This is a genomic window from Ancylobacter tetraedralis, from assembly GCF_014195655.1.
GTDB classification, from domain to species: Bacteria; Pseudomonadota; Alphaproteobacteria; order Rhizobiales; family Xanthobacteraceae; genus Ancylobacter; species Ancylobacter tetraedralis.
This window is the reverse complement of sequence record NZ_JACICD010000005.1, coordinates 361,616-375,493: the sequence shown is the minus strand read 5'-3', so window position 1 is coordinate 375,493 and position 13,878 is coordinate 361,616. Positions and strand designations below refer to the sequence as shown.

At 70.3% G+C, this 13,878-nt stretch carries 10 protein-coding genes; 6 read left to right on the top strand and 4 right to left on the bottom strand.

What is annotated here, in order from left to right; all coding sequences use genetic code 11:
* Positions 1–77: 77 nt before the first annotated feature.
* On the bottom strand, positions 78–707 hold the full coding sequence (locus FHS55_RS15305; protein ID WP_183190625.1) for a LysE family translocator: 630 nt from the start codon (positions 705–707) through the stop codon (positions 78–80).
* 139 nt (positions 708–846) lie between these two features.
* Here FHS55_RS15305 and FHS55_RS15300 point away from each other — a divergent pair, with 139 nt between their 5' ends.
* The 3 genes from FHS55_RS15300 (at position 847) to FHS55_RS15290 (ending at position 5,367) form a co-directional block, all read left to right on the top strand.
* Positions 847–1,662, top strand: coding sequence for a transporter substrate-binding domain-containing protein (locus tag FHS55_RS15300; protein ID WP_183190624.1), 816 nt, complete (start codon positions 847–849; stop codon positions 1,660–1,662).
* A gap of 191 nt (positions 1,663–1,853) precedes the next feature.
* Complete coding sequence (locus FHS55_RS15295; protein WP_246340170.1) at positions 1,854–4,358, top strand: ATP-dependent helicase; 2,505 nt, start codon at positions 1,854–1,856, stop codon at positions 4,356–4,358.
* Positions 4,359–4,440: 82 nt separating this feature from the next.
* Positions 4,441–5,367, top strand: a complete 927-nt coding sequence (locus FHS55_RS15290; RefSeq protein ID WP_183190622.1) for a 50S ribosomal protein L11 methyltransferase — start codon at positions 4,441–4,443, stop codon at positions 5,365–5,367.
* Between the two features lie 20 nt (positions 5,368–5,387).
* Here the strand turns inward: FHS55_RS15290 and FHS55_RS15285 are convergent, their stop codons facing one another.
* Complete coding sequence (locus FHS55_RS15285; RefSeq protein ID WP_183190621.1) at positions 5,388–5,900, bottom strand: thioesterase family protein; 513 nt, start codon at positions 5,898–5,900, stop codon at positions 5,388–5,390.
* A gap of 255 nt (positions 5,901–6,155) precedes the next feature.
* On the opposite strand from FHS55_RS15285, the gene FHS55_RS15280 reads away from it, so the two are divergent.
* Positions 6,156–7,559: an FAD-binding oxidoreductase gene (locus tag FHS55_RS15280; protein WP_425485821.1), complete on the top strand. Its 1,404-nt coding sequence runs from the start codon at positions 6,156–6,158 to the stop codon at positions 7,557–7,559.
* Between the two features lie 208 nt (positions 7,560–7,767).
* On the top strand, positions 7,768–11,418 hold the full coding sequence (locus FHS55_RS15275) for an AsmA family protein (protein ID WP_183190619.1): 3,651 nt from the start codon (positions 7,768–7,770) through the stop codon (positions 11,416–11,418).
* 23 nt (positions 11,419–11,441) lie between these two features.
* Here FHS55_RS15275 and serB read toward each other — a convergent pair whose 3' ends face one another.
* Positions 11,442–12,335: a phosphoserine phosphatase SerB gene (serB, locus tag FHS55_RS15270; RefSeq protein ID WP_183190618.1), complete on the bottom strand. Its 894-nt coding sequence runs from the start codon at positions 12,333–12,335 to the stop codon at positions 11,442–11,444.
* A 126-nt stretch (positions 12,336–12,461) separates the two neighbouring features.
* Between serB and miaA the strand changes: the two genes are divergently transcribed.
* A complete protein-coding gene (miaA, locus tag FHS55_RS15265; RefSeq protein WP_246340168.1) occupies positions 12,462–13,391 on the top strand; it encodes a tRNA (adenosine(37)-N6)-dimethylallyltransferase MiaA in 930 nt (309 codons plus the stop codon).
* A gap of 4 nt (positions 13,392–13,395) precedes the next feature.
* Here the strand turns inward: miaA and FHS55_RS15260 are convergent, their stop codons facing one another.
* Positions 13,396–13,869, bottom strand: a complete 474-nt coding sequence (locus FHS55_RS15260; RefSeq protein ID WP_183190616.1) for a nuclear transport factor 2 family protein — start codon at positions 13,867–13,869, stop codon at positions 13,396–13,398.
* Between the last annotated feature and the right edge of the window lie 9 nt (positions 13,870–13,878).

Here is a 13,878-nt window from a genome sequence, read left to right as displayed (position 1 = left end):
ACTCGCGCAGCGCGCCCGCGATGGCGCGCATGGGTACAATAGCGTGCCGCAATGGCACGCGCACAACAGGTGATCGATCAGGCGCGGGAGGCGAAGCCGCGGCCGGCGTCGACCAGCGACTTGGCGCCGAAGGCGACGAACATCAGCCCGACGAGGCGGGTGATGACGAGGCCGTGGCGCAGGAAGAAGCGCCGCACCGGCGCCAGGCCGGCCGCCCAGACGAGGAAGATGTCGGCGATGATGAAGCCGACCAGCGCCGAGGCGAGCAGCCAGGGTGCGGCGTCCCAGGACAGGCCCGAGGCATAGCTCGCGGTGAGCGCCGTGAACATGGCGACCGAAACCGGATAGGCCTTGGGGTTGGTGAGGCCGAACAGCACGCCGGTCATCAGCGGACGGCTGGCCCCCACCGGCGCGGCCGCCCCCTCGCGCGAGCGCAGCGCCTTGATGCCGAGATAGACCAGATAGAGCCCGCAGCCGAGGCCGAGCAGGTCGAACAGGGTCGGGCCCAGCTGATTGACGCCGATGATGGCGGCAAAGGCCAGCGCGGTCCAGAACAGGTCGCCGATCAGGTGTCCGCCGACAAAGCGCGCTCCCGCCGGCCGGCCCTGGGTGGCGGCCAGGGAGAACAGCGCGAGAAAAGCTGGGCCTGGTGACAGAACATAGAGCACCCCGGCAAGGGCGGTCATGACATAAAGGCCGTAGGACATGTGTGAGGACCGGCTGGACGTGACCACGAATATGCACCAGCATCGGCGCCAACCGGCACGGCGTCAATCGCTGCCAAGGTGGGGGAAGGCCTTGAACGGCGCATCGCGGAGAGGGGCCGGCCGGCTGGCGGCTGCGTGCGTGCCGGCGGTCGCAATGCTGGCGCTGGTGATCGCGCTGGTGGTGGCCCTCACCCTTTCGCCCGCAAGAGCCCAGGCGCCGAATGGCAGGGCGCCGGGCGACCCCCTGGTGCTGCGCGTGGGCACGTTTGCCGACAACCGGCCCTGGGTGTTCCGCGATGAGGAAGGCCGTCTGGTCGGCTTCGAGGTGGATCTGGTGCGGGCACTCGCGGGTGAGCTTGGCCGGCGCGCCGACTTCACCGCGATGCCGTTCAAGGATCTGCTGCCCGCGCTCGGCACCGGGAGTGTCGATCTCGTCGTCTGTTCCATTTCCGTGACACCCGAGCGCCGCGCGCGGATCGATTTCACGCAACCCTATTACGAGACGTCGCAGGCCGTCGTCGTGCTGAAGAAAGCGCGCATCCGCTCCCTTGCCGACCTTGCCGGCAAGACGGTGACGGCCACCACCGGCACCACCAACGAGCAATGGCTGCTCGACAACCGCTCGCGTTATCGGTTCGGGCCGGCGGTCATGGTCGGCGGGCTCGACGAGGGGCTTTCGCTGCTGCAGAACGGCGGGGCGGACGCCTATTTCGGCGACCTGCCGGCGCTGCTCTACAGCCTGCTGACGCGGCCCGACCTCGCCGTGGCGGTGCGCCTGCCGACCGATGATCGCTATGCCGTTGCGCTGGCGCACGGCTCCGCCCTGACGCCGCGCGTCGATGCCGCGCTCGCGACCCTGAAGCGGAACGGCACGCTCGCGGCTATCCACCATCGCTGGTTCGGCAGCGCCCCGCCGCAGGACTCCCCCGTGACGACGGAACTGCCGCGCCCGTAGAGCGTTGGCCTCGCCCGTGTTTGCCGGCGTCCGCGGCCTATCCGGAAGGCACGCAATCGTGTCCGATCCGCCCGCCTTGGGCGCCGTTTTCAGCTCGGCCTCGCCAAATGGGCATGCCGGTGCCATTTTGTTCTTCCAAGAATCGAACAAGAAGCGAAAGTCATAGTGCTGCCATGAGTGCGAGCGGGCCCTTGTCCGATCCCCGGAAACCGCCACGCGACGACGCGTTCGACATTCCGTTCGACCTGCCGGTCGGAATGCCGGGTGCGCCCTCGACCGATGTCTCGAACCCCGGAATACGCCCCGGCGGCATTGCCGCGCGGGCGCAGGCGCTGGCCAATCCCGGCCGGCCGGCGGGCGCTGGCGTCTATATCGAGGGGCTGAACCCCGAGCAGCGCGCCGCGGTGGAAGCGACGGAAGGGCCGGTGCTGGTGCTGGCGGGTGCGGGCACCGGCAAGACGCGCGTGCTCACCACCCGCATCGCCCATATCCTCTCGCTGGGTTTGGCCTGGCCCTCGCAGATCCTCGCCGTGACCTTCACCAACAAGGCGGCGCGCGAGATGAAGGAGCGCATCGGCTCCATCGTCGGTCCGGAAGTGGAAGGCATGCCGTGGCTCGGCACCTTCCACTCCATCGGCGTGCGCATGCTGCGCCGGCACGCGGAGCTGGTGGGGCTGAAGTCCGGCTTCACCATTCTCGACACCGATGACCAGATCCGGCTGCTCAAGCAACTGCTTCAGGCCGAGCAGATCGACGAGAAGCGTTGGCCGGCGCGGCTCCTGGCCAACACGATCGACGGCTGGAAGAATCGCGGCCTCTCGCCGGAGCAGGTGCCGGCCGGGGAGGGCGCCACCTTCGCGCATGGCAAGGGCGGCAAGCTCTACCGCGATTATCAGGCGCGGCTGAAGGCGCTCAACGCGGTCGATTTCGGCGACCTGCTGCTGGAGAGCATCCGCCTGCTGCGCGAGAACCCGGATGTGCTGGCGGAGTATCACAAGCGCTTCCGCTATATTCTGGTCGACGAGTACCAAGATACCAATGTCGCGCAATATCTCTGGCTGCGGCTGCTGGCACAGGGCTCGCGCAATGTCTGCTGCGTCGGCGATGACGACCAGTCGATCTATGGCTGGCGCGGCGCCGAGGTAGACAACATCCTGCGCTTCGAGAGCGATTTTCCCGGCGCGCTGGTGGTTCGGCTGGAGCGCAACTACCGCTCCACCGGCCATATTCTGGGTGCCGCCGCCCATCTCATCACCCATAACGAGGGCCGGCTCGGCAAGACGCTGTTCTCGGAAGGCGAGAGCGGCGAGAAGGTGACGGTGACGGGCGCCTGGGACAGCCAGGAAGAGGCACGCGCCATCGGCGAGGAGATCGAGGCGCTGCAGCGCGAGGGCCACGGCCTGTCGCAGGTGGCGATTCTGGTGCGCGCCTCCTTCCAGATGCGCGAGTTCGAAGACCGCTTCGTCACGCTGGGGTTCAATTACCGCGTCATTGGCGGTCCGCGCTTCTATGAGCGGGCGGAAATCCGCGATGCGCTGGCCTATCTGCGCGTCATCGCCTCGCCCTCCGACGACCTCGCCTTCGAGCGCATCGTGAACGTGCCCAAGCGGGGTCTGGGCGACGCGGCGCTGCGGCAGATCCACGACCATGCGCGCGCCGCCGGCCTGCCGCTGGTCGAGGCGGCGCGGGAACTGGTGGCCAGCGAGGAGCTGAAGCCCAAGGTGAGGCTCACGCTGCGCGATCTGGTCGGCAATTTCGATCGCTGGCGCGAGCAGATGGCGCGGCTGCCGCAGCATGAGCTGGCCGAAATCGTGCTGGATGAGAGCGGCTATACCGAGATGTGGCAGAAGGACCGCTCGGCCGAGGCGGCCGGGCGGCTGGACAACCTGAAGGAACTCGTGCGCTCGATGGAGCCGTTCGAGAACCTCATCGGCTTCCTCGAGCATATCTCGCTGGTGATGGATGCCGAGGGCGCCGCCGGCCAGGACGCCGTCAACATCATGACGCTGCATTCCTCCAAGGGGCTGGAATTCGACACCGTGTTCCTGCCTGGCTGGGAGGAGGGGGTGTTTCCCAACCAACGCGCGCTGGACGAGCAGGGTCGTGCCGGGCTGGAGGAGGAGCGCCGCCTCGCCTATGTCGGCATCACGCGCGCGCGCCGCCGGGCCAAGGTGTTCTTCGCCTCCAACCGCCGCATTCACGGGCTGTGGCAATCGGCCGTGCCCAGCCGCTTTCTCGACGAATTGTCGGAGAAGGACGTGGAGGTGACGGAATCGCGTGGTGGATCCGGCTGGGGCGGCGGGCAGGGCGGGGGCTATGCCGGCCGCTACGGCTATGGGCCGAGCCGCTTCGACGAGGCGCAGACCTTCGGCTCCTCCTATTCCACGCCCGGCTGGCAGCGCGCGCAGAACGCCACGCGGTCGAGTGCGGCAGCTTCCGGGGGGAAATCCTCCGGTGGGTTCGCCGAGCGCGGTTCGCGCTATGGCGCGAGCGATGCGGCGCGCGGACGGGTGATCGAGGGCGAACTGGTTGCCAAGTCGGGCGGGCCGCCCTCGCGCTTCGGCCGCGGCGACCGGGTGTTCCACCAGAAGTTCGGCTATGGCGACGTCGTCGCGGTGGAGGGCAACAAGCTTACCGTGCAGTTCGACAAGGCCGGCGAGAAGAAGGTGGTGGACAGCTTCGTCCAGGCGCCGTGAGCGCGGCGCGGCGGCAGCGCTGGCATTTGTCCGCGCTCTCGCTTACACACCCTCGCGTCTCAGCCGTGACGCGAGGAATGCCATGCTCGAAGGTTTGCCGCCCAATGGCGCATCGCATGTGATGCGCGTGGATGCGCCCGAGGGCGAGGCGCGGGCGATTGCCGAATTCCTCGGCGAGAGCTTCGATCCGGCCGAGGTCGCCACCTCCGCCTTCGAGATCGAGAACCGCGCCGAAGGCTCCGGCTGGGCGGTCGAGGTCTATTTCGGCGAAGAGCCGGACGAGGACATGGTGCGCGAACTGGTGGCGATCGTCTCGCCCGCCGCCGCCGCTGCTGCGGCGTTCTCCACACTCGACCGCAAGGACTGGGTTGCCGCCTCGCTGGAAGGGCTGGCGCCGGTCGCGGTCGGCCCGTTCATCGTGCATGGATCGCATGATCGTGGCGCGGTCGGCCCCAACCGCATCGGCATCGAGATCGAGGCGGCGCTGGCCTTCGGCACCGGCCATCACGGCACCACCAAGGGGTGCCTCGCCGCGATCGTCGCCTTCGGCAAGAAGCGCCGGCCGGCCCATACGCTCGACATCGGCACCGGCACCGGCGTGCTGGCCATGGCGGCGGCGCGGCTGTTCCACGAGCCGGTGGTGGCCAGCGACATCGACCGCGTGGCGGTGGCGACCGCGCGCGTCAACGCGCAGGCCAACCATGCCGCCGCGCCCATCCATTTCCTGCACGCGCCGGGGCTGAGCAATGGCGTGTTCCGCCGGCGCGGGCCCTATGACCTCGTGCTGGCCAACATCCTGCTCGCCCCGCTCAAGCTCATCGCCCGGCCGCTGGCGCGCCTCGTCGCGCCCGGCGGCACGGTGGTGCTGTCCGGGCTATTGCCCTCGCACGCCAATGCGGCGCTGGCCGCCTATCGCGCGCAGGGGCTTTACCTTGTGCGGCGGCGGACCATCGAAGGCTGGGTCACGCTGGAGCTTACCGCGGATGCGGGGCGCCCGCACCGGCGGTAAGCGTGCGGCGGTCCGGCCTGTTAGAGCAGCCGGATCGGCATGTTGACCGGGCGGCCGAGCCCATCGGGCCTCGGCAGCGCGCCATGGGCCGCCTTCATCAGGGCGAGGCGCTCCAGCACCTCGTCCGGGAAGGGCACGATCCGCCGGCTGCCGGGCTCCACATGCTGGGCGATCTGCTCGCAGGTGGCGGCGATCCAGCCCTCGCGGGCGTGGTGCAGCTCCTGGAACAGATGCATGCGCTTGTCGTCATAATTGACGAGGCGCAACGTTACCCGCACCTGATGGCCCGCGCGCAATTCGCGGTGGATGCGATGATGGGCTTCCACCGCGAAGAAGGACGCACCGGCATGCTCGGCCGCGATCGGGCCGAGGCCTACCAGAAAAATCGCCTCGTCGACCGCGCGGTCGAACAGAAGGCTGTAAAAAGCCGAACGCACGTGCCCGTTGTGATCCACCCAGTTCGGCTCGACCGTCAAGACGGACGAAACGAAGGGTGCGAAGAACACGGGTTCGAAATCGATCCCGTCCAGCATGACACCATCCCGACCGTTCTGAGCGCGGTAGCCCGCGCTGCCTTATTGACAAGCATTGTGCCGACTTTCCGTGCAGTCGTCACCTGCCTCGGTGAGCGAGCACAATTATAATCCTCGCGAATCGGCAGATTTGTGTCGGCTGGCCGGTCGCGCGCGCCGCGGCCGGGCTCGCGGCCTGCTGCGATAAGGTATATGCCGTCATCCGCGCCGGCTGGCCGCCCGGCGCGGCAAGGGGAGGACGAGATGGCGGAACGGATGGGCGAGCGCGCGCGCGAGGCGGTGGCGGATGCGGCCGTGAGGGAGGCAATCGCCAGTCTTTCCAGTCACTTCGGCGAGAGGCTGTCGATTGGCCGCGCGCTGCGCGAGCAGCATGCCAACACGATTACCTGGCTCGACAACGAGGCTCCCGACGCGGTGGTCTTCGCCGAGAGCGTGGAGGATGTTCAATTTGTCGTGCGCACCTGCGCGCGTCATGGCGTTCCGGTCATCGCCTTCGGCACCGGTTCCTCGCTGGAAGGGCAGATCAATGCCCCCGATGGCGGCATCAGCCTCGACATGTCGCGCATGAACCGCGTGCTGTCCGTGCACCCCGAGGATCTCGACTGCGTGGTGGAGCCGGGCGTCACCCGCAAGCAGCTCAACGAGCATCTGCGTGACGCCGGCCTGTTTTTCCCCATCGATCCCGGCGCGGATGCCTCGCTCGGCGGCATGGCCTCCACCCGCGCCTCCGGCACCAATGCGGTGCGCTACGGCACGATGAAGGACAATGTGGTGGCGCTGACCGCCGTGCTGGCCAATGGCGAGGTCATCACCACCGCCCGGCGCGCCAAGAAATCCGCCGCCGGCTACGACCTGACGCGGCTGTTCGTCGGCGCCGAAGGCACGCTCGGCATCATCACCAGCCTGACGCTGAAACTCTCCGGCATTCCCGAGGCGATTTCGGCCGGCGTCTGTGCCTTTCCCACCATTCGCGCGGCCTGCGACGCGGTGATCCTCACCATCCAGTCCGGCCTGCCGGTGGCGCGCATCGAACTGCTCGACGAGGTTCAGGTGCGGGCCTGCAACGCCTATTCCAAGCTCGACCTCGCGGAGAAGCCGACCCTGTTCGTCGAATTCCACGGCACGCAGGCCAGCGTGCACGAGCAGGCCGAGCGCTTCGGCGAGATCGCCACCGATTTCGGCGGCGGCCCCTTCATCTGGGAGACCCGGCCGGAGGACCGCACGAAATTGTGGCAGGCGCGGCACGATGCCTATTGGGCCTGCCTGCCGCTGAAGCCCGGCGCCAAGGCGCTGGCGACCGATGTCTGCGTGCCGCTCTCGCGCCTCGCCGATTGCGTGGACGAGACCAAGCGCGACATCGAGGAAATGGGCATGATCGCCCCGATCGTCGGCCATGTCGGCGACGGCAATTTCCACACTGTGACGCTGGTCGACATGGACGATCCGCACGACGTGGCGAAGGCCAAGGATTTCATCTCGCGCATGGTCAAGCGCTCGCTGGCGATGGGCGGCACCGCTACCGGCGAGCACGGCGTCGGCCAGGGCAAGCGCAAATACATGGAGGCCGAGCACGGTGCGGCGACGCTCGACGCCATGCGCGCCATCAAGGCCGCACTCGACCCGCTCAACATCATGAACCCGGGCAAGATCCTGCCGTGACGCCGGGCGCGCGGCGCTGTCCGCTTCGCGCGGATCGTACGGGACGGGCGCCCGGTTCGCGCCGTTAAGCCTGTGGCGAATTCCGGCTTTGCGCAGGGGCGTGAAGAATGCGAAAAATATCAACAGTCTAGCGGTAAAACGCGGCTGAGGGGCACGCTGGCCCAGCCCTTGAGGCCGGCGCGGGCGCGGTTCGATCCGGAGGAGATGCGTGCAGAACCTGCTGCTCACCATCGCGAGCGCCATCATTCTGGCGGTGGCGGCCGCGTTTGCGGCGCCCTTCGTCGTGGACTGGACGCAGTGGCGCGCCACATTCGAGGCGCAGGCCGCCCGTGCGGTGGGCGTGCCGGTGATCATTCGCGGCCCGATCGAGGCGCAGATTCTGCCGACGCCGAAATTCGTGCTGCACGATGTCAGTGTCGGCGTGGATAGCGCCGGCACCGGGCTTGCCGCGGCGGCGCTGAGCGGCCGGCTGTCGCTCGGCGCGCTGATGCGCGGGGAATTCGTCGCCGATGGGCTCACGCTGGTGCGCCCGCGCATCCGGCTCGTGGTCGACGCGACGGGCACGCTCACCCTGCCCACCGGCGCGGGGCGCCCCGCCGGGCTGACCATCGGCGACCTCACCATCGAGAATGGCACCCTCGATCTGCTCGATCGCGCAGGAGGCCGCTCGCTGCGGCTCGACGACATCGACCTCGCCGGGGAACTGGGCGGCGTGCTCGGCCCGCTGCGGCTGGAGGGCGAGGTGGCGAGCGCGGGCGTGCGGCGCAAGCTGCGCCTGTCGCTGGCGCAGGCCCAGCCCGACGGCACGACCAAGCTGCGCCTCGGGGTGCAGAGCATCGGTTCGCCCTTCACCGTCGATGCCGACGGCACGCTCGCTTTTCCGGGCGGACGGCCCGCCTTCCAGGGGCGTGCGTCCCTCTCGATGCGTGCGATGGAGGCGGCGCCCGGTGCCGCGCAGGACCCGCTGGCCGGCTGGAGCCTCGCGGGGACGGTGAACGCGACGCCGCAGGCGGTGGACGCCACCAATCTGAGCCTGTCACTGGGCAGCGGCGAGCGGCCGGTTGAGCTTTCCGGGCGCGGGCGGCTGGCGGCGGTAGGCACGCCGGACCAGCCGGCCGCCCGGCTGGAACTGTCGCTCGCGGCGCGGCAGATCGACCTCAACGCCGCGACCGGCGGCGCTTCGCCGATCGGCGTGATCGACCGCTTCGCCCAGACCATCGCCCCGCTCACCGGCCTTGCCACCAGCGGCACGCTGGATCTGGCCAGCGACACCGTGCTGCTGGGCGGCGCGGCCATGCGCGAGGTGAAGGCCGGGCTCGACTGGTCGCCCGCCGGCTGGCGCGCCCGCGCCATCGAGGCGCGGCTGCCGGGGCGCGCCAGCATAAAACTGTCCGGCCGCCTGCCGCAGGCGGCGGGCACGCCATCCAACGACGCCCTGTTCGCCGGCGACATGGTGCTCTCGGCGGAAGACCTGCCGGCCTTCATCGGCTGGGCGGCACCCGATGCCACCAGCCTTATCGCCGGCCTGCCGACGGGCGCGGCTGAGCTCAAGGGCACGGTGGCGCTCGCGGCGGATCGCATCGCGCTCGATCGCATGAACCTGCGGCTGGGCGATACCAGCCTTGCCGGCACCGCCGCCTATGTCTTCGCCTCGCCCGGCGGACGCGGGCGCATCGACGCGGCGCTCTCCACCGCCAAGGTCGACATCGACACGCTGCTGCCGCCCGCGCGCAAGCTGCTCGGCTATGGCGGTGACCGGTTCGACGTGCGGCTGAGTTTCAGCGGCACGAGCGTGCGGCTGGCCGGCATCGACGCCGCCGGCGCGGACATCATTCTCCGGAGCGACGCGGGCGGCTACGCGGTGGAGCGCCTCGCCATCGCCAATTTCGGCGGGCTCGATCTCAACGGCTCCGGCCGGCTGACGGCCACGGGCGCCAGTGCTGCCGCCGACGGGCGCTTCCAGGCGCGGCTGACCGGCGCGCGGGCGGACGGGCTGCCGGCGCTGGCTCGGGCGCTCGGCCTTGCGCCGGTCGAGGCCTTCGCGAGTTCCATGGGGGCCGACCTTGCCCCGCTCGATGTCGCGCTCGACCTTACCTCGCAGGCGGGACGCACGGCGCTCGATGCCAAGGGCCGGCTGGGCGTGCTCAGCGGCACGGCGCAGCTCGGCTTCGGCGCCGGTCGGCCCATGGAGGGTACGCTCGCGCTCGACATGAGCGACGGCTCCGCCGTGCTCTCGACCCTCGGCGTGCCGGGGTTGCGCGCGGGGCTGGGCCCGGCCCGCGCGACGCTCGCGCTCGGCTCTGAACTCGACGGCACGCTGAGTGTCGCCGGCGCCACGCTCACGGCGCGCGGCAAGCTGGACTTCGAGGCGGACGCGCGCGCGCGCCCCAATCTCGCGCTCGCGCTGGCGGATGCCGATCTCGTCCAGCTGTTTTCCACCTTCCCGGCCGGCACCGTCGCGGCGCTGCCGGCGAGCCTGTCCGGCACGCTGACCCGCGAGGGCAATGGCTGGCAGCTGGCCGGGCTCGACGGTTCGCTCGCCGGCCAGAAGATCGCGGGCCGCGCCACCTATCTTCCGGGCGAGACGCTGCCCGTGGAGGCCGATCTCTCGCTCGACACGTGGAGCCTGCCGGCCGCGCTCGGCCTTGCGGTCGGGCCTGTTACGGGGCCTGTCGCGGGCGCCGGGAGCGGCTGGCCGGATGCGCGCTTCGGCACGCCCGCGCTCGGCGGGCTGGCCGCGCGGGTGAAGCTGAACCTGCGCCGGCTCGAACTGCCGGCCGGTCTCGCGCTGGATGGCGCGCGCCTGCAGGCGCGGCTCACCGGCACCGGGGTGGCTGTGGAGGAACTCACCGGCGCGCTGGCGGGCGGGCGCTTCTCCGGGCGCTTCGATCTCACCCGGCGCGCGGGCGAGGCCGTGCAGTTCGACGGCCACCTCGCGCTCTCGGATGCCGATAGCGCGCTGCTGCTGCAGGCGGCGGACGTGACACGCCCCGCCGTGCGCGGCCGGGTGACGCTGGCGCTGGACCTCACCGGCAGCGGGCGCTCGCCCCGCGCCATCGCCGCCGCCCTGCAGGGGCAGGGCAGCCTCGTCGTCGACGGGCTGGAAATCGCCTATGCCGATCCGCGCGCGCTGCAATATGTGATGCTGGCCACCGAGCGCGGCCTGCCGCCGGATCAGGCGCGCACGGTTCAGCTGCTCAATGAAGGGCTGTCGCGCGGCCCGCTCAAGCTCGATCGGCTGGAAAGCGCGCTCAGCGTGGTCGGCGGCGTCGCCCGAACCGCCACGGCGCGGGCGAGCGTTGGCGCGCAGCGCTTCACCTTTACCGGTTCGCTGGACATTCCCGCGCTCTCCTTCGAGACCACGCTGGAAATCGAGGATGCCGCGGCGGCCGGGCAGGGCTCGGCACCCGGCGCGGCCACGGGGGCGCCGCCGTCGGCCGGCGTGCAGTGGCGCGGGCCGATCGCCGCGCCCGAGCGCCGCTTCGACATCACGCCGCTCATCGCCGCCATCAACATGCGGGCACTGGAGCGCGAGACCAAGCGGCTGGAATCGGAATATGGCCGCACGCCGCTGACCGAGGCCGGCCATGCCACGGACGAGGCGCCCGCGCCCTCCGCCGCTCCGCAGCCGCAGCAACTGCCGGCTCGCCCGGCGGTGCAACCGCCGAAGGCTTTTGCCGCGCCGCCGCAGCAGCGCCCGGCGACGATCCGGCCGGTGCCGCCCGCCGCGCCGTCGCTGCCCTTCCCGATGCAGCCGGGCACGGATGCCCCTTTGCTGGCCCCGCCGCTCGCCCCGCCGATCGACATTCCGCCCGATCCGCTGCGCAATCCGGTGGCGGTTCCGCCGATGGCGCCGTGAGGGCGCGGGCTGCCTGAGCCGGCTCAGGCGGTGACGAAATCGCTCGCCGCATAGCCTTGCAGGTAGAGCAGGGCGGTCAGGTCGGCATGGTCGATGCGCACCTGCGCGCTGGCGGCGACCGCAGGCTTGGCATGATAGGCGACCCCGAGCCCGGCCTCGCCGATCATGGCGAGATCATTGGCGCCGTCGCCGACCGCCAGCGTGTCCTCCTGCGCGAGGCCCAGCGCGGCGCGCGCCTCGATCAGCGTGGCGAGCTTGGCCTCGCGGCCGAGAATCGGCTCTTCCACCAGCCCGGCGAAATGTTCTCCATCCGTCACCAGCACATTCGCCCGGTGGGCATGGAAGCCGACCATGGCCGCCACGCGCTCGGTGAACAGGGTGAAGCCGCCGGAGACGAGCAATGTGCGCGCGCCATTGGCACGCATGGTGCCCACCAGTTCGCGCCCGCCCGGCGTGAGGCGGATGCGCTGGGCGATCACCTCGTCCACCACGCCGAGCGGCAGCCCCTTGAGCAGCGCCACGCGCTCGCGCAGCGCCGGCTCGAAGGCGATCTCGCCGCGCATGGCGCGCTCGGTGATGGCCGAGACATGCGCCTTCATGCCGGCGAAATCGGCCAGTTCGTCGATGCATTCCTGGCCGATCATGGTGGAATCCATATCGGCGAGGAACAGCTTCTTGCGCCGTCCGACGATGGGAAGCAGGGCGACGTCGACCGGCGCGCCGGCCAGTGCCGCGCGCAACGCCTCGATGTCGCCGGCGCCGGAAAAGCCGATCTCGGCGGCGATACCGGGGTTGAGCCGGCGCGCCGCCGCCGGCCGGGGCAGCGCGGCGCGGGCGGCTTCGACCAGCGCGTCATCGATGACGGGGGCAAGCGGATTGGCGATCAGGACGGCGACATGCGAGGGAGCGTCGGACATCGGGAAGCAGCGTCTCGGGGCAATGGCGGGGGCGCGTGGGGCGGAAACGGGGCGGAAATCCTTGCCGTGACGGCGGCGGCGGGCAAGAAGGGGCGAGAGGACCATCAGGCGACGCGGAGAGCGGAGTTGACGACCAGACCCTTGCGCCCGCGCGCGGTGCTTATCGCAGGGCCGACCGCGAGCGGCAAGTCGGCGCTCGCCCTGGCGCTGGCCGAGCGCACGGGCGGCGTCGTCATCAATGCCGATTCGATGCAGGTCTATCGCGACCTGCGCGTGCTCACCGCCCGGCCGAGCGCCGAGGAAGAGGCGCGGGCTCCCCATCGTCTCTACGGCCATGTCGACGGGGCGCAGGACTATTCCGCCGCGCACTGGCTGGAGGATGCGGCGGCGGTGCTTGCCGAGACCGAGGCGGAGGGGCGCCTGTCCATCGTCATCGGCGGCACCGGGCTGTATTTCAAGGCGTTGACGCTGGGTCTCTCGCCCATGCCCTCCATCCCGCCGGAGGTGCGCGCCCGGGTGCGCGCGCTGGACGAGACCGCGCCCGAACTGCACGCCCGGCTCCGCGCGATCGATCCCGAAACGGCCGCGCGGCTGCGCCCCTCCGACACGCAGCGGCTGATGCGGGCGATCGAGGTATTCGAGGCGACCGGCCGCCCGCTGGCAAGTTGGCAGGCCGAACCGGCCGGCCCGCCGGTGCTGCCGGGCGAGGAGACGGTGCGCATCTTCCTCGCCACTGACCGCGCGGCCCTGCGCGCCCGCATCGCGGCGCGTTTCCACACGATGATGGACATGGGCGCGCTGGAGGAGGCGAAAGCCCTGCTGGCGCGCGGCTTGCCGGCCGACCGCACCATTCTCAAGGCCCACGGCATGCCGTGGTTCGCGCGCCATCTCGCAGGCGAGATCACGCGGGAGGAGGCGATCGAAGGCGGCATCGCCGATACGCGGCATTACGCCAAGCGGCAGGACACCTGGTTCCGCCACCAGCTGGAGGGGTGGAGCGCGCTGCCGAAGGAGGCGGCCGAGGATCTGCTGCGCAACGCGATCCCCGCCGGCTGATCGGTCACAGGCCGAGATCCGACAGGCTCGGATGGTCCGCCGGCCGCGCGCCGGCCCGGTCCCAGTGAAACTTGCGGTCGGCTGGCTGGATCGGCAGGTCGTTGATGCAGGCATAGCGGCGCTGCATCAGGCCGTTCCCGGCGAACTCCCAGTTCTCATTGCCATAGGAGCGGAACCAGTTGCCGGAATCGTCGTGCCATTCATAGGCGAAGCGCACGCCGATGCGGTTCTCCGTAAAGGCCCAGAGTTCCTTGATCAGCCGGTAGTCGAGTTCTCTCGCCCATTTGCGTGTGAGAAAGGCGACGATCGCCTCGCGCCCGGTGACGAACTCCGCCCGGTTCCGCCATTGGCTGTCGGGGGTGTAGGCGAGCGAGACACGCTCGGGGTTGCAGGAGTTCCAGCCATCCTCTGCGCCGCGCACCTTCTGGATCGCGGTCTCCTGTGTGAAAGGCGGGAAAGGTGGGCGGGATTCGGCCATGATGCGCCT

Coding starts and splice junctions, on each gene's coding strand:
- FHS55_RS15305 (WP_183190625.1), bottom strand. CDS start 707: ATGTCCTACGGCCTTTATGTCATGACCGCCCTTGCCGGGGTGCTCTAT.
- FHS55_RS15290 (WP_183190622.1), top strand. CDS start 4,441: ATGCTCGAAGGTTTGCCGCCCAATGGCGCATCGCATGTGATGCGCGTG.
- FHS55_RS15285 (WP_183190621.1), bottom strand. CDS start 5,900: ATGCTGGACGGGATCGATTTCGAACCCGTGTTCTTCGCACCCTTCGTT.
- FHS55_RS15280 (WP_425485821.1), top strand. CDS start 6,156: ATGGGCGAGCGCGCGCGCGAGGCGGTGGCGGATGCGGCCGTGAGGGAG.
- serB (WP_183190618.1), bottom strand. CDS start 12,335: ATGTCCGACGCTCCCTCGCATGTCGCCGTCCTGATCGCCAATCCGCTT.
- FHS55_RS15260 (WP_183190616.1), bottom strand. CDS start 13,869: ATGGCCGAATCCCGCCCACCTTTCCCGCCTTTCACACAGGAGACCGCG.